We start from the raw sequence: 18,224 nt of genomic DNA, 5'->3' as shown, positions 1-18,224 counted from the left end.
TCAGGCCCCCTTCATGGGAACGATCGTCAGGTACAGCGCCGTGAGGACGAAGTTGACGAAGAAGAGCAGCAGGAACGTGATGACCACCGACTGGTTCACCGAGTCGCCGACCCCCTTGGGGCCGGGAGCCGTGTTCAGGCCCCGGTAGCTGGCGACGACGCCGGCCAGGAACCCGAAGACGATCGCCTTGATCTCCCCGATCCACAGGTCGGAGATCTGAGCGAGCGCGGTGAAGCTGGACAGGTAGGCACCGGGAGTCCCGCCCTGGAGCACGACGTTGAAGAAGTACCCGCCGAGCACGCCGACCACCGAGACCAGGCCGTTGAGCAGGACCGCCGCCACCACGCAGGCGACGACCCGCGGTACGACGATCCGCTGCACCGGATCGAGACCCATCACCTTCATCGCGTCGATCTCGTCCCGGATCTTGCGCGATCCGATCTCGGCGCAGATCGCCGCGCCGCCAGCTCCGGCGATCACGAGCGTGGTCACCATCGGCGCTGCCTGCTGGACGACCGCGAGCACGCTCGCCGCACCCGTCATCGACTGCGCACCGATCTGCTTGGTCAGGGTGCCCAGCTGGAGGGCGATGACCGCTCCGAGCGGGATGGAGATCAGGACCGCCGGCACCCAGGAGACACTGACGACGAACCAGAACTGCTGCAGCGTCTCCTTCGCCGAGAACGGTCGCCGGAAGGCGGCGCGCAGGGTGTCGAGCCCGAGCGCGAACAGGTGTCCGACGCTGTCGAGCGCCCGAGCCGGGAGGATCGGCTTCGCGATGGACCGGTCTCGGTCGCTCTCCTCGTCGTCGGCGACGTAGAGGCTCGCTGCCCCGGAGGTGACCCGCTGGCGGTGCCGCTCGGCGCTGGCACGGACGGCGCCGGAACGGGGAGCCAGCTGCCGGGGCAGCACCTCGATGGCCCGCGCGCCGGTGTGGATCGTGGTGGACCCCGGGTAGGTGCCGTCGTAGTCGATCGGGTCGTTTCGCTTGTGATCAGCCTCCTCGCTCATCCCGATCGGGCCGTCGGGGTCACCGCTCATGAACTGGGAGACGACCGGGTGGTCGGTCATCAGGAAGTCCTCGCGCGGACCGAACATCACCAGCTCGCGCCGGTAGAGCATGCCGAGGTTGTCGGGCAGGGTGCGCGCCAGCTCGATGTTGTGCGTGACCACCAGCATGGTGGCGTCGGTGGCCGCGTTCACCTCGATGAGCAGCTGGGCCAGGTTGGAGGTCCGGACCGGGTCGAGGCCCGAGTCGGGCTCGTCGATCAGGATGATCTCGGGGTCGGTGACCAGCGAGCGCGCCAGACCGGCTCGCTTCTTCATGCCGCCGGAGATCTCGCCGGGCAGCTTGTGCTCCTGCCCGACCAGGCCGACCATCTCGAGCTTCTCCATCACCAGGTTGCGCACCTGGTGCTCCTTGAGGTTGGTGTGCTCGCGCAACGGGAACGCCACGTTGTCGTAGACGGGCAGGGACCCGAACAGGGCACCGTCCTGGAAGAGCACGCCGAACTTCTTGCGCAGCTCGAGCCGGTGCGACTCCCGCGCCGAGACCATGTCGATGCCGTCGATCAGGATCTGGCCCTCCTCCGGGTCGGTCAGCCCGATGATCGACTTGAGGAACACCGACTTACCGGTTCCCGAGGGGCCCATCATCGCGGTGATCTCGCCGGGGGGCAGGGTCAGCGTGACGTCGTGCCAGATGTTCTGGCGCCCGTACGTCTTGCTGAGTCCGAAGACTTCGACCGATCCGCCCACGGGGGACCTCCTGAATAGCTTGGTGACCCTGTCTGGGCCAGGTGGGTTGGTACGAAAGGTTGGAGAGCTGCCGTCTGCCGACGGGCCGCGCCTACTCGTCGCGTTCCGGGTACTCGAAGGGTTGCGGTCCGGCGCAGTTCGCCTTCTTCGGCGTGTTCTTGCCCGGAGGAGCGGGGACGATGATCGAGCCGGTCTCGTTCAGCTGGATGCAGGAGAACGGCCAGCCGGACCGGGCCTGCATCGGGTTGTCCGGCCCCGACGCCGCGAGCGTGATGAGCCGCGACAGGTCGTCACCGGCACTGGTCGTGCAACCCGTGAAAGGCGGGATCGTGATCGCCCCCTTCAGGGAGCCGCCGTACAACGGGTGGTAGTAGGTTTCCGGATCCTTCTTGGCGTACCACTCGGCCGCAGGGTTGGCGTCGGTGTCGCGGCGAACCGTCTCGGGCCCGACCACCCGGAACGGTGCTGGCTCCTTGGTCCGGCAGTTGCCGTTCAGCTGCATGTCCTGCCCGTCGACCCGGACGGACAGGACCCGGACGTTCACGCTGTCCTCGACGACGAACTCCCGGTTGTACTCGTCCCAGGTCCCGTCCGGTTGCTTGTACTGATCGGTCTTGATGAGGACCGGCACCGGGACGGGGAACCCGTTGCGTCGACGCTGGCTGATCTGGACCGTGGCCTCCACCGGCATGATGCCGAAACCCACGGAACGCACCGTCATGGGCTCCATGTAGCCGAACTGCTCCGGCGCACCGTCGGGTGAGACGAAGTAGCTCTCGGCCCGGATCTCCCAGTGCGCGATGGTCTGGTCGAGACTCTTCTGATCCGCGACGTACTCCGTCGTCACGATGCCGGCTGGAGCCTTGAACCACTGCTTCGCGCGCTTGGTGTACGCCATCCCGGACTGGGACGTCGACGTCCAGTTGCCGAACGTCGAATCAGGGAGTCCGGGGTAGTACTCGTACGCCTGGGAGGACGGCGCGACCATCCCCAGGGTCACAGCGAACGCGCCGACCAGCGCCCAGCGTCGAGCGCGTTGCTTGAACTTCATGCGTGGACCTTTCATCGGTGGCGGCCGTCACAGCAAGCAGAACGGCGAGAACGTCCGGCGCCGGGACCGCAGTTGTTACCCGGATGACAACTGCGGCCCGGCGTGCGGGCTGGGTTCGGCCCGTCCTACTTGGACTTGAACCGGATCGCTCGGGACTTCGCGGGCAGGTAGTAGGTGCTGCCCAGGTAGGTCACCGTCGCGGTCCAGGTGCCCTTCTTCAGCTTGGGGAGCCTGCCGACAGCCTTGCCGTTGACGACCCTCAGGTTCACCTTCTTGGTGACCCTGCCCTGCTTCAGCACGACCTGGGCGGTGCCGGCCGCCTTGACCAGTCCAGCTCCGGTCGCGACCGTCACGGTGGCCGTGCCCTTCTTCTTCGGACTCGCCTTGACGACCTTGAGGACGACCGCCCCGGACCTGCCCTTGCCAATCGTCAACGTCCCGGTCGCACTACCCGGACTGAACGACTCGCTCCCGGCATAGGTCGCCTGGAGAGCGTGCCTGCCCGGTGCCGTGGTCCCAGCGATGCTGAAGACGGCCTTGCCGCCGGACAGCGCCTTCGTCCCCGCCGGCCGGCCACCGATGGTGAGCGCCACGTTCCCGGCCGCCCCCGCGACAGCGACGGTGACCGCCGATGCCTTTCCGTACGCGCCGACCGCAGCCGTGACCTTGACACTCGCTGCACTCGGGACGGTCAACGACGACGAGGTCGAGGAGATGGTGGTCTGGCCGGTCTTCGACGCGGTCGACCGGTAGCTGATCGCCTTGCCCGCCATCGCGGAGGTCACCGTCAGCGTCGCCGTCACGGCACCCTCGATCGGGTCCCCGTTGGCCAGCCACTGACCGGCAACATCGTCCGGCGAGGCCGAGAACGTTCCCGGGGTCCCGGTCAGCGTGCTCCCGACAGCCGGGACACCGGTCACCTTCGGCAGCTCAGCCCGCAACAGCTTCCGGATCACCACACCCCCGCGGACCTGGGTCGGGATGGTGTCGATGTTGCCCGAGTAGTTGCCGATCACCATCTGGGTGATGTCCCGACCATTCAGGTCCGCAGGGATCTCACCCGGAATCGGGGCCGGGACCTGTCCCGGAGGATTCTGTCCGTTCCAGTAGTGGATGTTCCGATCGGCGTCAACGAACGCCATCTCGTAGTTGCCGGTTCCGCTTGCGATCAGGACGGGCTCCCCCGTATCGAAAACCGCGGGAGGCGGGGAGTAGTTGACCATCGTGGTGGAGAAGGCCATCTTGCCGCTCGGCAGGATCCCGATCGCGGCGAAGGGGTTGGTCGCCAGGGACTTGAGGATCGGCCGCACCGCAGTCGTGACGCGCGGCGAACCGGACGTCCAGCCCCCGACGTTGCAGGCGTCACCCCAGCTCTCGATCACGCCCTCCGGAGTCAGCGCCAAGTAGCACCCGGCTCCGGACGCCGCGATACTGGTGGCCACCAGCCCCTCCGGCACGTTCTTGACGCCGTAGTTGAAGGTTCCTCCGTCTCCCCAGGCCACCACCGATCCGTCGTTCTTCAAGGCAGCGGCTCCGAGCGCGTAGGTGGCGACCTGCTTGACGTCGGTGAGCCCTTCGGGGACGTTCAGCGGAGTATCGAACGCCCGCGTCTTGCCCCAGGCAAGGACACGTCCGTCCTCGGTGACTGCCAGCGCGTGCTGGTCACCCGCGGCGATCTGCACGACCTTGGCCGCTTGAACCACCGCGGGGATCTTCTCCAGCTGGACGGGATTCGCACCCCACCCGACAACCCGTCCGGTTGCGGTCAGCGCCACGACGCTGTCCATCGGGAGCAGCACCTGCTTGAACGCAACCCCGTCCAGCTCCGCCGGCATCGTCAGCTGACCGATCGAGTTGTCCCCCCACAGCCGCAGTTCGCCAGCCTGGTCGAACGAGACCGCCATGCCCGGTTGCGAGATCGGCGTGACCTCGACGGGCTCGTCCTCTGCCGACGCGGGCGTCAGACCCACGGGACTCAGTGCTCCCAGCACCAAGGCTGCCGCCAGTGCGACACCGCTCCAATTCAGCCGTCTGCGCATAACCACTCCTCCGGGAACGAAACCCGCACGTCGTCCGACGTGACCTGCGACACAAGGTAGGTCCGCCTGTGCGCCGTTCGACGCGCTCGCGGAAAATGCATCGCTCCCGGTCCCCGAACTTGTCACCCAGATGACGAATCCGGCTCCCACGGGCCGCCAGGCAGGCATCGATCGTGAGTGAAGAATCCGGCTCCCACGGGCCGCCAGGCACGCGTCGATCGTGAGTTGTGAGGCGGGTCACAACTTTCTGGGTTCTCCTTACCCGGTTGGTTCCCAAACCCCCTCAGCGTGCTCGACCTCAGGGATGGTCGGCGACACCACGGGAGGTGTCTGCCTCCACCGAACAGGAGAAGAACATGCGTCTAAGACATTTCCTGGCAGCGACAGCCGTCAGCAGCCTGATCGTCGGAGGGGCCGCCGTACCCGCGCACTCCGCAACCACTCTGCCGGCGGAGAAGGTCGGCACCCTCAGCACCTGGGGCAACACGGGACACTTCTGGGCGGCAGCAGCCATTCCGATCCCCGAGGATCTCACTGGTCCCGTGAAGTCCGTCGCCGTCGGGTTCCGTGCCACCGGCGTAGTCACCCTGGACGGTCATGTTCGGGTCTGGGGCGCCGCCTTCGCGCCCGAGTGGATGAGTGTTCCTGCTGGAATCACCGACGCCGAGGCGCTCTCTTTGTCGCTCGGCAGTGGCGCCGCGCTGCACACCGACGGCCACATCACTGCCTGGGGTGGCGAGACCGAGGAGTTCTCCGCACCTCCCAGCGAACTGCGGGCCAAGGCGATCGCCGTCATCAGCGACACCGGGTACGCCGTGCGTCCGGACGGGACGGTCGCCACCTGGGGAATTGCGAACCCGATCTTCCCGGTCCCGAACGGCCTGGCAGACGTGACCGACGTCGAGGCATCCACGACCTCCGTCCTGGCCCTCCGCTCCGACGGCACCGTTGCTTCGTGGGGCAGCACTGGTGCGCTCGAAGTCCCCGACTTCGAGGGCAAGAAGGCCGTCCAGATCAGCAACGGTCCGGGAGCAAGCGGCGTCATCTTCGAGGACGGCACCATCAAGACCTGGGGAACGGTTCCGGACGGCGAACCGACCTTCGACGGCCTCACCCCCGCCACCAAGGTGATCAGCCTCGCCATCGGGAACAACAGTGCCGCCGTCACCGCTGACGGTGTCGTGCACGCCTGGGGTGCCGAGACCGCGGTCACGACCATCCCGGACGAGCTGACCGGGGAGCCGGTCAACACCGTCGTGGTGGGCATGGCGCACGCTGCCGCCATCACGACGATCTTCCGCGACCTGACCAAGCCGACCATCGCGGGTACGCCGACCGTCGGACAGATCCTGACCGCCACGCCGGCCACCTTCTCCCTGGCTCCGGACGCCCCGGCGACCGGCCAGTGGTACGCCGGAGAGGACCCGATCGCCGGAGAGACCGGTACGACGCTGACCCTGGGCGTGGCCCAGCTCGGCCAGGCCATCAGCTACCGCACCAGCGCCACCCGCGGGGACGAGGACCTGGTGTCCAGCTCCGACGCGACTGCCGCCGTCGCCAAGATCACCTCGACCACCAGCGTCTCGGTCGCCCCCGGGACGTCACCGGTCGGGACCGTCAGGACCCTGACGGCCACCGTGACCGCCCCGGACGCGTCCCCCACCGGCACGGTGACCTTCACCGTGGACGGCACCGCTGGCGATGCCACGGCACTGACGGCGGGCACGGCCACGCTGGCCCTCCCTGCCGACCTGGCAGCGGGTGACCACACGGTGACGGCCGCCTACAGCGGTGACGCGTCGGTCGCCGGGTCCACCTCGGTGAACCTCGTCGTGACTGTGGCGAAGGTGGTGTCGACCACCTCCCTGACCGTCAGCCCCGGTACCTCGCCCGTCCGGACCGGTCGGACCGTGACGGCAACCGTGACCGCACTCGGAGGGACCAGCACCGGTTCGGTGACCTTCAAGGTAGGCACGACCACCTCGCCCGCCCGCCCCGTCAGCGACGGCAAGGCCACCTGGGTGCTGCCCGTCGGTCTGGCGGCCGGCACTCATGCGGTGACGGCGACGTACAGCGGTGACGCGACCACCGCAGGGTCGACCTCCCCGGTGCTCAACGTCGGCATCAGCAAGGCTGCCGCGTCGGCGGCGTTGAAGGCCAGGGCAACAGGCAAGACCAGGAAGCTGGCCAAGAAGGTCACGCTGACCGTCAAGGTCAGGACCACGGCAGGAATCTCCCCGGCCGGCAAAGTCACGATCACCCTGAAGGGCAAGACCAAGAAGAGGGTCGTCGCCAAGGTGAACGCCAACGGGGTCGCCACCGTGGTGGTCAAGAAGATCAAGCGCGGCAAGTACACGGCGACCGTGCAGTACGCCGGCAACACCAACGTCAAGGCGGTCACCATCAGGCCCAAGTTCAAGATCTGACCGCCCCTTCGACGTTCACGAAATAGTTGTGATGCGCATCGCAAGTTTTGACTCATTCCGCCGAGAAAGTTGCCGATTGCTAGCCCGCGCCCTTGCCAACCGGCTGAATGCATGCTGCGGGGCGCCGAACTTTCTCCCCCAGGTCGGTCCGGCGTCGTACCGCGGAGTTCCTGAGATTCCGCCCGCACGGTCACGGGGCCAGACGCCGACCCCGTGACCACCTATTCAGCAGAACCACTGACAGCCGATCCGGAAGTCCATAGGTTTCATGAGCGACGACAGGCCAAGGAACCGGGAGGCCGAGGATGAGATTGATCCACCCGCGGATGACGGTGCCGAGGCGATGACGGACGCCCCGATCCTGGCCCCGCGACCGACAGCCGGCCTGCAGTCCTACCGCGACGTGCTCCTCCAGCTCTCCCAGCCGATCGTCGACCAGGTCCGGGCCGAGGTGCCCGCCTACCGCGGACCGGACGGGGGCCGCCGTCACCAGTTGATCAGCCGCGCCGCCGACGCGGCCCTCGACGCCTTCGTCGAGATCGCCGCGCGACGGGCACCGGTGCCGCGCAAGCTCGACGAGCTCTTCCACCGGATGGGTTGGGGCGAGGCGCAGGACGGCAACGACACCGAGAACCTCGAGCTGGCGATGCAGGTGGCGATGCGGGTCATCTGGCGGCACCTGACCGATTTCGCAGTAGACCGCAACCAAACCGTCGAGGGCCTGCGTGACCTGATCGACGCGCTGCTGGAGTATCGCGATCACCTGCACGCCCAGCTGATGTCCGGGCACAGCATGTGGGGCCGCGACCCGTACTACGACGAGAACCGAGCACGCGTCAGACTCTGGGACCTCCTCTGGGGCGGCACCGTGGGCCGAATCTCTCCGCTGCGGCCCCTCGGCCTGGATACCGAGGTCATGAACGAGGCTGCGCTTCAGGCGGGCTGGCCCGTGCCCGACCAGGTCGTGGCCATCGCGGTCAGCTACCACGGCAAGCCACCACCGCTCCCCGAGACGGCCGAGGTTCTCGCCAAGCTGCAGGCCGATCGGCTGCACCTGCTCTGCCCGGCTGATCTCGTCGGAACGATCGTCTCCGACCTGACCAGGTCAGCCACCGACCGCCGCGTTGTCGTCAGCTGGCCGGTGACGCCGGAGGAATCGGGCTCGGCGTTGCTCTGGTCGCTCAGGGCACTCGACCTCGTGCAGCTCGGCGTCATCCCGCCGACCCAGGTGGTGCGCTGCGTCGACCACACCATCCAGCTCTGGCTGCACGCGGAACCGTTGATGCGTCGCCGCCTCTGCCAGGAGCTGCTCGAACCACTGCTCGCCGAGTCCCCCAACTCCCGCGAGATCCTCTCCGAGACCCTGCTCACCTGGCTGGAGACCCGCGACAGCGCACCCGCCATCGCCGCCCGGCTCGACGTGCACCCGCAGACCGTTCGCTACCGCTGGCGACGGATCAACGAGCTGTTCGGCGAAGCCCTTCACGACCCGGAGTTCGTCATCCAGATCACCCTCGTGCTCAAGTCCAGCCTGCTGCTCTGGAAGGGCGGCGACCAGCGGGACTTCGACCTCTTCCGGGACATGAAGGAAGCGGGCCAGTGAAGGGGCGCAGTACGGCGGCGCCCAAGATCGGGCTCAGCATCGCGCTCGCCATCGGTCTCGTGACAGCGGCAGCGACCTGGCTCGCTCCCGCTGACGGCAGCTCCACCGCAGCGGTGCTGGTCCTCGCCATGCCGATCGGACTGGTCGTTGCCAGCACGCTCTCCCCGTGGCTGATCCGACGCGCCGGTCGCACCCTCGGCGTGACGTCGATCGGCACCGAGGCACTCGAACGCTGGCAGCACGTCAGCACCCTCGTGCTCGACCCGTTCCACAGCCTCACCACCGGAAACCTGGTGGTGACCGAGGTGCACCCGATCGACCCCGACCACGAGCGGAACCTGCGCTGGTTCGCCGGCGCCCTCGCCCACTCGTACGACGACCCGGTCGGACGCGCCGTCGCCAAGCTGGCCGGTCGCGGCAAGGTCAGCAACTTCGCCCAGGAGCCCGGCCGCGGCATCCGTGGTTCGGTCGACCGGCACCCGGTGCGGGTCGGGCAGCCCGAGTGGCTCGGGTTCAGCAACGAAGACGCCCCGTCCCCCATCGGCACCACCGTCGCCGTCGACGTCGACCACCGGCCGCTGGGCCGGATCACGGTCGCCGACGAGGTCCGCACCGATGCCAGTCATCAGCTCGACCTGCTGCGTCGTACCGGCCTGACCCCGGTGCTGGCCGCGCTCCGGACCGAGGCGGAGCTGGAGCGGGTCGCCACCCTGTCGGCCAGTCCCGCCTGGCACGCCGAGACCGACCCGTTGCAGCTCGCCCGCGAACTCACGGTCGGCGGCGAGAGCGTCGGCCTGGTGCACAGCCGGCCGGGCGGTTCGGTCTCGCTGCTCGCCGTCGACAGCGCCGACTACTCCCCGGTTCCCGGCTCGGCCGACTCCGTGGGCATCGACGCACCCGACATCGACGTCGTCGTACGGGCCGTGACGCTGGCCGCCCGTGCCCACCGCGCCCAGCAACGGACCTTGCGGCTGGCCTGGGCGCTCTTCCTGCTACCCCTGCCGTTCGCCGCGCTCGGATTCCTGCCCCCGCTCGTCGCGGTGGCAGTCGCTGCCGTCACCTGGATCGTCGTCGGAAGCAGCTCAGCCGCCGAGTTCTTCAGCCTGCGGATGGGCCAGGGGTCGAACGAGAGCTGATCTACCGCCCCTGGAACGCCAGCGCCCAGGACTGGTGCCGGAACTTCAGCACCCCCAGGAGCGCCGCCGGCCGTCCTGATCAGGTCGCTGAGCTGGTCGCCTCGAACCTGGCCAGCTCCGCCCGAGCGAACGCCGTCCGCTCGGTCTCCTCGCCGCCCGCGCTCCCCAGCGCGTCAGCGAGATCGCGCGCCGCTTCGAGCCGGTGCGCCCGACGGCGCCGGTCGAGCACTCCTCCTGCCCGTCGGAAGGTACGGCGCTGCTTCCACGCTCCGGCCACCGCGGTCAGCTCCTCCTCGGTGATCGTGCCGTTCTCCGCCTCGGGTGCCATCAGGTCGCGCATCGCCGACCGTTCAGGCTCCACGACGACGTGGTAGACGATCACCACGATGATGCCGGCAAGGATGATCTCGCCGGCTAGCAGCACGAAGATGAAGGCGCTGCCGCCGGCGAGAGCGCCGTTGCTGTCCCAGACGCCGTGCAGCACCATAGCGATCGCGCAGAGGATGAGCCCGCGGCCGATCCGGCGACGCTGCGCCACCGTCCCGACCAGGTAGACCACGCCCGCGCCGAAGATCGCGGAGTAGAGGATGTGCGAGGTGAATCCGGTCCCGAGACGGAGCAGGGCGATGTGGATGCTGGAGCCCACCGGGTCCACGCCGAAGTTGGAGGGCGCTGCCTGGAGCGAGTACAGGATGTCCTCGATGATCTCGAAGCCGAGGCCGACGAACGCACCGATCACGAACCCGTCGAACGCGGTCCTGATCACCCGGCGGGCGATGAACAGGAGCAGCAGGACGCCGGAGCCCTTGCCGAGCTCCTCCATGAACGGTGCGGCCAGGCCCGCTCCCCAGTCGATCGCGAACTGCTGGCTGCCCAGCTTGCTGTAGAGGCCGAGGAGCGCGGTGTTGCCCTGGAGGGCGATCGCCCAGGTGGCGGCGAAGCCGCCCCAGACGAAGGCGGCCACGCGCAGGTCCACCGGCTGCCGCGAGTACCGGTCGATGCGGGTCGTGAACCACCAGAACAGGACGGCGTACACGGTGAAGATCAGTGCCGAGATGCTGAGCGCGGTGCCGTAGGCGGGGCCCTGGCTCCGCACCTGCGAGATCGTGTACCAGACGCCGTACGCGATCGTGGCGACGAAGACCCAGAGACAGGCGTTGCGCGGCTGGTTCCAGTTGACGCGTGCACCCCAGCCCACCGCGTCGGCCGATCGTGCCCGCCGGTCCAGCAAGTCCTGCCCGGTCATGACGTCGCCCCTTCCGTCACCGGTCGCACCGACCGGATCATGGTCGCGATCTGGGACTCGACCTGGTCGTCGTCGCCCTGGTCCGGTCCCATCACGACGATCTCGACTCCGGTGCCGTCGAAGACGTACGCCGCGATCAGGCCGCCGGTGCCGGCCGAGGTGAACCGGGCGATCGCGCCCCGGTCGCCCCGGAGGTTGGTGAGCGTGGAGGCTCGACCGGTGTCGATCACTACCGTCTGCTTCAGGCGGTCGTTGTTGTCCTGGAGCTGCGCCAGGAGCTGGCGCGGGGTTCCGTCAAAGCCGTCGCTGACGATCGTGACCGAGAAGGCGCCGCTGGAGACCTGGGCGATCTTCGTGAAGCTCCCAGAAACCGGGGGCTCGGAGGCGCGCAGGCCCTGGTCGATGTTCCAGCCGGCGGCGGGGTCGAACTCGACGCCTTCGAGCCGGATGACGTCGCCCGCGCGGACGGGGTCCTCGACCTCGATGCTCCGATTGATCCCCGGCAGCGCCCACATCGCGACGGCGACCAAGACGGCGACCAGCCCTGCCGGGACCAGGGTCGCCCGGTCCATCCCCCAGAAGCGCCGCTCGACCGGGACCCAGTCCGGTGGTGCGGGCGCTCGTTCCCCGGTGACGTCGATCTGCATCTCACTCCCCCTTGCTGCTCCCGGACAGTGGTCACAACCTAGGTACCGGCAGATTCGCCGGTCAACCCACTGGAAGTCACCGCCACCTTCGGCAACCGCAAGCTGGTGCTGTCACCACACGCGTAGCCACGTTCGATCGGGTCGGCGGATGGAGCGGCCCGAACTGAATCGGATGGAGCGGGGCAAAAACAGCAAACCGCGTGCAGTGAGCCACTGCACGCGGTTCTTGATACGAACAACCTGGTGGAGCTGAGGGGATTCGAACCCCTGACCTTCTCATTGCGAACGAGACGCGCTACCAACTGCGCCACAGCCCCTTGATGCAGAGGAAAAGTTACCACCCGTCGGCGAGGAGGCCGAATCGGGTCCCGGGGCGGGTTCAGGCCCCGGCGGCCTTGCGGTCTTCGGGAACCGGTTCCGCTGCTGCTTCCTTCTCCGCGGCCGCCGCCTCGGCAGCGAGCGCGGAGTCGGCGGCGTCGTGACCGGACGATGTGATGCCGGTGGAGGCGGCGGTGATATCGATCGTCCGGACCGTACGGCGGGCCCGCGGCTTGTTCACGTACGTCGGCAGCGTGACCGGCAGCGGGTCCCACAGACCGCCCTCGTCGAGGACCGGTTCGGCCACCGCGGCGGCGAGCTCGTCGCGGGAGAGACCCTGGGTGTCCTCGCCGGCGAGGTCGGGCTCGACCTCGGCCTTCGTCGCGGCCGGCGCGACCTCGTCGACCTCCGGAGCCGCGACGTCCGCGGCAGGTTGGACGGGCGCAACGCGGCGTACCTGTTGCGCCCGGACAGTGAGCCGGGCGACCACGAGGAACGCGAGCACCAGGGTGCCCGGGATCGCGGTCGAGTACCACGGCGTGTACCCGAGATAGCTGGTCACCGAGACGGCGACCAGAGTGGTGAGCAGCAGCGCGAGGACCCGGCGGCGACGACGCGCCGCGGAGCGCGCGGCCTCACGGGAGATCGGGGCCGGACGGGACGGCGTACGGGGAGCGGTCGTCTGGCCGCGTTCGACGTCGGGGACGACCGGTGCCGGAACGGCGCCTCGGCCGAGGACGCGGACCGAGTCGGAGAACTCCTCGACCGGACGGCTCTGGTCGAGGTCGTCGTGGCGCTTCAGAGCCTTGGGGAGCAGGTAGACGGCCCACCCGATGGCGAGCACCACGAAGATGATTCCTGACAGGTCCACAACAGGAGGGTAGAAGTGCCTGGGGCTGTGGTGACGCAAGCGCAACGGTGTGTCGCGAGATCACTCCTGTGACTGGTGGTTCAACCGATCCTCGACACCCTTCGGCGCCTCCTCGCGGGTGATCGCGAACAGCCGGTGGTCGCGCCAGTCACCGTCGATGTGCAGGTACCGCGGAGCGAACCCGACCTCAGGGATCCCGAGCTTCTCGACCACCCGCAGCGAGGCCGCGTTCTCCGGCCGGATGGCGATCTCGATGCGGTGCAGCTTGAGCACGAAGAAGCAGTGGTCGATCGCCATCGACACCGCGCGCGTCATCAGCCCGCGACCGGCGTGGCCCTGGTCGATCCAGTACCCGATCGAGGCGAGCTGCGCCGACCCGCGACTGATGTTGCTGACCGTCAGCTGGCCGATGAACCGGCCGTCGTGCTCGACGACGAACGGGAGCTGCCGCCCGACCCTGGCCTCGGCGAGCATCGCCCGCACCATCGCCGCGAACGACCGCGGTCGGGCCTGGGACCCCGGCGGCGTGGTGGCGTCCCAGCGCGAGAGCCAGGCGAGGTTCTCCTGGCGCACCCGCCGCCAGGCGCGCTTGTCCCGGATCGTGATCGGGCGCAGCCGTAGCCGGCCGTGCTCGAGGACCACCGGCCAGCCCGGGTGCGCGCTCACGGAGTGCTCCCCGCTACGACGCTCAATGGTCGCTCCCGCGGACCTGCTCCACCGCGTGCCGCAGCAACGGCATCACCACCGCGAGCCCGTCCCGCACGCCCCCGCGCGACCCCGGCAGGTTCACCACCAGCGCCTCGCCGACGACCCCGGCCAGCCCGCGCGACAGCGCCGCCGTCGGCACGCCCTGGCTGACGCCGTACGCGCGGATCGCCTCGGCGATGCCGGGCACCTCGCGATCGAGCAGCGGTCGGGTCGCCTCAGGGGTCAGGTCGGTCGGCGTCAATCCGGTGCCGCCGGTGGTCAGGACGGCGCGCGCCCCGGCCTCCACGGCCTCGCGGATCGCCGTACCGACAGCCTCTCCGTCCGGTACGACGACAGCAGCGCCCACCGCCCAGCCGTCGGCTCGCAGCGCCTCGACGATCAGCGGGCCGGTCTCGTCGGCATACACCCCCGCCGCAGCGCGGTTCGACGCAACGACCACAGCCGCCTTCACCGGACCCAGTCCCCGTTCTTGCCGCCGGACTTCGACTCGACCCGGATGCCGGTGATCTCAGCGCGCTTGTCGACGGCCTTGACCATGTCGACGACGGTCAGCGCCGCCACCGAGACCGCGGTCAGCGCCTCCATCTCCACCCCGGTCCGGTCCGCGGTGCGCACGGTGGCGGTGATCGCGACCGCGTCGTCGAGTACCTCCAACTCCACCTCCACCCCGGAGATCGCCAGCGGGTGGCAGAGCGGGATCAGGTCCGGGGTCCGCTTGGTCGCCATGATCCCGGCGACCCGGGCCACCCCGAGCGCATCGCCCTTCGGGACGCCGTCCCCGCGCAGCAACGCGACGACGGCCGGCGAGACCAGCACCCGCCCCGAGGCGACCGCGACCCGCGCGGTGACCTGCTTCGCGGAGACGTCGACCATCCGGGCCGCCCCGGACTCGTCGACGTGGGTCAGCCGGGCATCTCCCTGGGGCTCGTCCATCAGTAGTCCCGGTCCAGCAGCATCACCGGGACGTCGGTCCCGGCCTGCGCCGAGGTGACGTCCTCGCCGAGGATGATCAGCGCGTTGGCCTGGGAGAGCCCGCCGAGCAGGTGCGAGCCGGCGCCGCCCGCAGGGGTGACCGTCGAGCCGCCGACCTTCGGTTCGAAGACGCCGCGCAGGTACTGCCGACGCCCCTTCATCGAGGTCACCGGCGTGGTCAGCTGGGCGCGCACCAGGGTGCGGTTCAGCGGCGTCCGCCCCATCATCTTGCGCAGTGCCGGGACCACGAACAGCTCGAACGAGACGTACGCCGAGACCGGGTTGCCCGGGAGCGTGAAGATCGGCGTCGAGTCCTCGCCGATGACACCGAACCCCTGCGGCTTGCCCGGCTGCATCGCGACCTCGTGGAACGAGACGGTGCCGAGCTTCGCCAGCGCCTCCTTCACCACGTCGTGGGTGCCCTTGCTGACGCCGCCGCTGGTGACCACCAGGTCGGCCCGGACGAGCTGGTCACTGAGGGCCTCGGTGAAGGTGGCCGGATCGTCCGGCGCGGCGCTGACCCGGTAGGCGATCGCACCGGCGTGCTTGGCGGTCGCCGCCAGCAGGTAGGAGTTCGAGTCGTAGATGCTGTCGCGTCCGAGCGTGTCCCCGGGCTCGACCAGCTCCGAGCCGGTCGACATGATCACGACTCGCGGGCGCGGCCGGGTCGCCACCCGACCCAGGCCCACCGAGGCCAGCAGGCCGACCTTGCGGGCGTCGATCCGGTCGCCGGCCTTGAGGATCACGTCGCCGGCGCGGACGTCCTCGCCGGCCCGGCGGATGTGCTGCCCCTCGGTCGGCGCCTGACTGATCAGCACCTTCGCGACGCCGTTGTCGGTGTGCTCCACCGGCACCACCGCATCGCAGCCGGCCGGGATCGGAGCCCCGGTCATGATCCGGACGGCGGTCCCCGGGGAGATCGCGAAGATCTTGGTCTGGCCGGCGGCGATCTCGCCGACCACCGGCAGGTGCACCGGGTTCGCCGGCGTGGCCGCGGCGACGTCGCGGAAGACCACCGCGTAGCCGTCCATCGCGGAGTTGTCGAAGTTCGGCAGGGACAGCGGGGAGATGATGTCGGCGACCACGGGCAGGCCCAGAGTCTCCAGCAACGGCTGGTCGTACGCCGGCAGCTCGTGGATCCGGTCGAGGATCAGCGCCAGGTGTTCGTCAACGCTCAAGGGCTCGGGATCAGGCATGTCCCAACCCTATGCGGTAGGAGACGTCCGCGGTCCGTCACCGCATCTCGACAAGCTCGATGACCGGGGCGGTGCGTTCGGGCGTCGAGCTTGTCGAGACGCGGTGAGCTCGGGCGTCGAGCCTGTCGAGACGCGGTGAGCTCGGACGTCGAGCCTGCCGAGACGCCCCGCGGGGCCCTCAGTCCGTCAGCACGGTCCCGGACTCCACCCGGCCGTGCTCGCCGGAGAGCTTGACCGAGCCGACCACGGTGACGTTCTCACCGAAGGTCCAGTCGCCGTCGACGACGAACGACTCGGCCGCGCGCAACGACGGCGCCCCGGACTTGAAGCGCTTGTCGAACTCGGCGACCAGCTTGTAGGTGCCGTCCAGGTCGACGAACGGGACGACGGCTGCCGCCTGGTCGAGGACGAAGTCGGCACCGATGTCGTAGACGTCCGAGCGCAGCACCAGCAGGTCGTTGGTCGACTTCACCGGCACGTAGCGGTCGTGGCCGACCTCGATGGTCCGGGCGCCGGCGAAGATCTCGATCGCGGCCCCCATCGCGGACTCGATCTGGATCACCTTCGGGCTGGTCGGGTCGCCCGGGTCGACGGTCTTCAGGTTGCGGATCAGCGGCAGCCCGAGGATCCCGTCCCGGCTCGCCAGCGCGTCGCGGAGCGCCACCAGGTTGATCCAGATGTTGTTGGTGCTCATGAACTTGTGCCGGCTCAGGTCGCCGAGAGCCGCCATGTCGGTCTCGAGGGTCTGCGCGGTCTCGCGCAGCACGATCCGGCCGTCGCTCCTCCGGATCGCGAAGTGGCCGCCCTTGCGGTGCGACGGCGTCCGCCGTACGGCCTCGATCGCGAATGGCGAGCCGGACTCGGCGAACCAGCCGGCGAGCTTCGGGTCGGGGACCGCGCCCAGGTTGTCGGAGTTCGAGATGAACACCTGGCTGTAGCCGGCGGCGAGCAGCTGGTCGATCAGGCCGGTCGCGGTCATCGCGGTGTAGATGTCGCCGTGTCCCGGCGGGCACCACTCCAGCGACGGGTCCTTGGTCCAGGTGACCGGCGTCAGGTCCTTCTCGTTGAGCTTGGGCTCCTTGTTCTGCAGGAATTCCAGCGGCAGGCCCTCGACGGCCAGGTCGGCGTACCGGGCGAGGGCGGCCAGGGTGTCGGCACTGGTCCGGAAGCTGTTCATGAAGATCAGCGGCAGCGGCGCGTCGTGCTCCTGGCGCAGGTGCAGGACCTGGCGGGCGATGATGTCGAGGAAGGAGAGGCCGCGGCGGACGCAGAGCAGCGACTTGGCTCGCTCCATCCCCATCGAGGTGCCGAGACCGCCGTTGAGCTTGATCACCGCGGTGCCGCGCAGCGCCGCGGCGCCGGTCTCGGGCGCCACCTCGACGTCGTCGATGGACGGCATGTCGAGCGGGTCGATGGTCTCCTCCGGGATCATCCCGGTCTCGCCGCGCTCCAGCTGGCGGTAGAAGTGCGCGAACACGTCGATGGCCAGCGGGTCGACTTCAGCGGCGGCCATCTTCTCGCGGGCAAGCCTCAGCCCGGGTCCGCTTCCAGCATCGTTCATACCTCGATCGTAGGGTTGATCTCGCCATGGAACACATCGAGGCTGCCAAGTTGGCCCTGCGCGACCAATTGCTGACCGCTCGCGGGCAGCTGCCGGTGGCTGAGCTGGCGGCCCGGAGCCGGGTGATCGCGGACCTGCTGCTCGCCACCGACGAGGTACGCCGGGCGGCGACCGTCGCGGCGTACGTCTCCGTCGGGCGCGAACCCGGGACGGGGATCCTGCTCGACGCCCTCCTCGCCGCCGGCAAGCGGGTGATCCTGCCGCTGCTCCAGCCCGACAACGACCTGGACTGGGCCCCGTACGCCGGGCCGGAGTCGCTGACCAGGGCCGGGCGCGGCCTGCTTGAGCCGGCAGGCGAGCCGCTCGGGCCGGACGCGATCGGCACCGCCGACGTCGTGATCGTGCCCGGTCTCGCGGTCGGCTCGACCGGGGTCCGGATGGGGCGCGGGGGTGGTTCCTACGACCGTGCCCTCGGCCGGGTCCCGGTCGGCACCTTCGTCTGCGTGGTGCTCAACGAGAGCGAGGTGCTGGCCGACGTACCGGCCGCGCCGCACGACCGCCCGGTGACCGCGGCGGTGACCGAGGAACGGCTGGTCCGCTTCGGGTGAGCGGACTCACCTGGGATCTGGGCGTCAGTGCCGTACGATTGGCAGTCGGCGCCATCGAGTGCCAACCCCCTGTCGATCGCAGCA

At 69.2% G+C, this 18,224-nt stretch carries 15 protein-coding genes and 1 tRNA gene; 4 read left to right on the top strand and 12 right to left on the bottom strand.

The window, feature by feature from the left end; genetic code table 11:
* From EFK50_RS22965 to EFK50_RS11645, 3 genes are all read right to left on the bottom strand, one after another.
* The gene (locus EFK50_RS22965) at window positions 1–1,758 is read right to left on the bottom strand and encodes an ABC transporter permease (protein ID WP_425454381.1); all 1,758 of its coding nucleotides are present in this window, start codon (window positions 1,756–1,758) and stop codon (window positions 1–3) included.
* 91 nt (window positions 1,759–1,849) lie between these two features.
* Window positions 1,850–2,809 carry a hypothetical protein gene (locus tag EFK50_RS11650; protein ID WP_123227717.1) on the bottom strand — a complete coding sequence of 320 codons (960 nt, stop codon included), beginning with the start codon at window positions 2,807–2,809 and terminating at the stop codon, window positions 1,850–1,852.
* A 125-nt stretch (window positions 2,810–2,934) separates the two neighbouring features.
* On the bottom strand, window positions 2,935–4,848 hold the full coding sequence (locus EFK50_RS11645) for an Ig-like domain repeat protein (protein ID WP_183407783.1): 1,914 nt from the start codon (window positions 4,846–4,848) through the stop codon (window positions 2,935–2,937).
* Between the two features lie 326 nt (window positions 4,849–5,174).
* Here EFK50_RS11645 and EFK50_RS11640 point away from each other — a divergent pair, with 326 nt between their 5' ends.
* The 3 genes from EFK50_RS11640 to EFK50_RS11630 all read left to right on the top strand — a co-directional run bounded on the left by EFK50_RS11640 (window position 5,175) and on the right by EFK50_RS11630 (window position 10,013).
* On the top strand, window positions 5,175–7,274 hold the full coding sequence (locus EFK50_RS11640) for an Ig-like domain repeat protein (protein ID WP_148046132.1): 2,100 nt from the start codon (window positions 5,175–5,177) through the stop codon (window positions 7,272–7,274).
* Between the two features lie 343 nt (window positions 7,275–7,617).
* A complete protein-coding gene (locus EFK50_RS11635; protein WP_183407782.1) occupies window positions 7,618–8,877 on the top strand; it encodes a PucR-like N-terminal domain-containing protein in 1,260 nt (419 codons plus the stop codon).
* A complete protein-coding gene (locus tag EFK50_RS11630; protein WP_123227713.1) occupies window positions 8,874–10,013 on the top strand; it encodes a cation-translocating P-type ATPase in 1,140 nt (379 codons plus the stop codon). Before EFK50_RS11635 ends, EFK50_RS11630 begins: the two co-directional genes overlap by 4 nt.
* Before the next feature lie 79 nt (window positions 10,014–10,092).
* On the opposite strand, the gene EFK50_RS11625 is transcribed toward EFK50_RS11630, so the two are convergent.
* The 9 genes from EFK50_RS11625 to EFK50_RS11585 all read right to left on the bottom strand — a co-directional run bounded on the left by EFK50_RS11625 (window position 10,093) and on the right by EFK50_RS11585 (window position 17,532).
* Window positions 10,093–11,259, bottom strand: a complete 1,167-nt coding sequence (locus EFK50_RS11625) for a PrsW family intramembrane metalloprotease (RefSeq protein WP_123227712.1) — start codon at window positions 11,257–11,259, stop codon at window positions 10,093–10,095.
* Window positions 11,256–11,906 (bottom strand): hypothetical protein, encoded by a 651-nt coding sequence (locus EFK50_RS11620; protein WP_123227711.1) that lies wholly within the window; start codon window positions 11,904–11,906, stop codon window positions 11,256–11,258. Before EFK50_RS11620 ends, EFK50_RS11625 begins: the two co-directional genes overlap by 4 nt.
* Window positions 11,907–12,147: 241 nt before the next feature.
* Window positions 12,148–12,223: transfer RNA gene (locus tag EFK50_RS11615), tRNA-Ala, on the bottom strand.
* A gap of 62 nt (window positions 12,224–12,285) precedes the next feature.
* Complete coding sequence (sepX, locus tag EFK50_RS11610) at window positions 12,286–13,095, bottom strand: divisome protein SepX/GlpR (RefSeq protein ID WP_148046131.1); 810 nt, start codon at window positions 13,093–13,095, stop codon at window positions 12,286–12,288.
* Window positions 13,096–13,155: 60 nt separating this feature from the next.
* Complete coding sequence (locus EFK50_RS11605; protein ID WP_123227709.1) at window positions 13,156–13,761, bottom strand: GNAT family N-acetyltransferase; 606 nt, start codon at window positions 13,759–13,761, stop codon at window positions 13,156–13,158.
* 22 nt (window positions 13,762–13,783) lie between these two features.
* Complete coding sequence (locus tag EFK50_RS11600) at window positions 13,784–14,254, bottom strand: MogA/MoaB family molybdenum cofactor biosynthesis protein (protein ID WP_123227708.1); 471 nt, start codon at window positions 14,252–14,254, stop codon at window positions 13,784–13,786.
* Window positions 14,251–14,736, bottom strand: coding sequence for a cyclic pyranopterin monophosphate synthase MoaC (moaC, locus tag EFK50_RS11595; protein WP_123227707.1), 486 nt, complete (start codon window positions 14,734–14,736; stop codon window positions 14,251–14,253). The genes EFK50_RS11600 and moaC overlap by 4 nt, the downstream gene beginning before the upstream one ends.
* Entirely contained in the window at window positions 14,736–15,971 is a 1,236-nt protein-coding gene (gene glp / locus EFK50_RS11590; RefSeq protein WP_123227706.1) for a molybdotransferase-like divisome protein Glp, read from the bottom strand. The genes moaC and glp overlap by 1 nt, the downstream gene beginning before the upstream one ends.
* 178 nt (window positions 15,972–16,149) lie before the next feature.
* Complete coding sequence (locus EFK50_RS11585; RefSeq protein ID WP_123227705.1) at window positions 16,150–17,532, bottom strand: UTP--glucose-1-phosphate uridylyltransferase; 1,383 nt, start codon at window positions 17,530–17,532, stop codon at window positions 16,150–16,152.
* 26 nt (window positions 17,533–17,558) lie between these two features.
* Between EFK50_RS11585 and EFK50_RS11580 the strand changes: the two genes are divergently transcribed.
* Window positions 17,559–18,140 (top strand): 5-formyltetrahydrofolate cyclo-ligase, encoded by a 582-nt coding sequence (locus tag EFK50_RS11580; RefSeq protein ID WP_123227704.1) that lies wholly within the window; start codon window positions 17,559–17,561, stop codon window positions 18,138–18,140.
* Window positions 18,141–18,224: the final 84 nt, after the last annotated feature.

It is taken from the genome of Nocardioides marmoriginsengisoli (assembly GCF_003725695.1).
Taxonomy (GTDB): domain Bacteria; phylum Actinomycetota; class Actinomycetes; order Propionibacteriales; family Nocardioidaceae; genus Marmoricola; species Marmoricola marmoriginsengisoli.
The sequence above is the reverse complement of the archived record's forward strand: the minus strand, read 5'-3'. Positions and strand labels throughout refer to the sequence as shown.

What these genes read in the sequence shown, in the direction of transcription:
- EFK50_RS11645 (WP_183407783.1), bottom strand. Translation starts at nt 4,848, where the DNA reads ATGCGCAGACGGCTGAATTGGAGCGGTGTCGCACTGGCGGCAGCCTTG.
- EFK50_RS11650 (WP_123227717.1), bottom strand. Translation starts at nt 2,809, where the DNA reads ATGAAGTTCAAGCAACGCGCTCGACGCTGGGCGCTGGTCGGCGCGTTC.
- EFK50_RS11635 (WP_183407782.1), top strand. Translation starts at nt 7,618, where the DNA reads ATGACGGACGCCCCGATCCTGGCCCCGCGACCGACAGCCGGCCTGCAG.
- EFK50_RS11625 (WP_123227712.1), bottom strand. Translation starts at nt 11,259, where the DNA reads ATGACCGGGCAGGACTTGCTGGACCGGCGGGCACGATCGGCCGACGCG.
- glp (WP_123227706.1), bottom strand. Translation starts at nt 15,971, where the DNA reads ATGCCTGATCCCGAGCCCTTGAGCGTTGACGAACACCTGGCGCTGATC.
- EFK50_RS11585 (WP_123227705.1), bottom strand. Translation starts at nt 17,532, where the DNA reads ATGAACGATGCTGGAAGCGGACCCGGGCTGAGGCTTGCCCGCGAGAAG.
- EFK50_RS11580 (WP_123227704.1), top strand. Translation starts at nt 17,559, where the DNA reads ATGGAACACATCGAGGCTGCCAAGTTGGCCCTGCGCGACCAATTGCTG.
- moaC (WP_123227707.1), bottom strand. Translation starts at nt 14,736, where the DNA reads ATGGACGAGCCCCAGGGAGATGCCCGGCTGACCCACGTCGACGAGTCC.
- EFK50_RS11620 (WP_123227711.1), bottom strand. Translation starts at nt 11,906, where the DNA reads ATGCAGATCGACGTCACCGGGGAACGAGCGCCCGCACCACCGGACTGG.